The 209-nt window shown below is 59.3% G+C and carries 1 protein-coding gene; it reads left to right on the top strand.

Going from position 1 to position 209, the window contains the following annotated elements:
* A partial coding sequence (locus HMPREF2726_RS14100) for a hypothetical protein (protein WP_168163272.1) occupies positions 1–209 on the top strand: 209 nt, incomplete at both ends.

Genomic DNA, 209 nt, shown 5'->3' with positions numbered 1-209 from the left:
ACCGTCTTATTGGGCAAACAGCAAAACTGGGGCCTCCATCCCAAAACCCCCGACGAAGCCAAAGTTCAGACGACCCTGTTGAACGAAGCCGTCCTCTGCCGCCAAACCGTCGCCAACGGCAGCGGCAACGTCGTTTCCATGGCGCCGATGAAAGTGTTCCAAACCGATACCGCCTTCCCCGAAGCACCCGACGGCTGGCTGGTACTCAG

This window comes from Neisseria sp. HMSC074B07 (genome assembly GCF_001810355.1).
Lineage (GTDB): Bacteria > Pseudomonadota > Gammaproteobacteria > Burkholderiales > Neisseriaceae > Neisseria.
The sequence above is the reverse complement of the archived record's forward strand: the minus strand, read 5'-3'. Positions and strand labels throughout refer to the sequence as shown.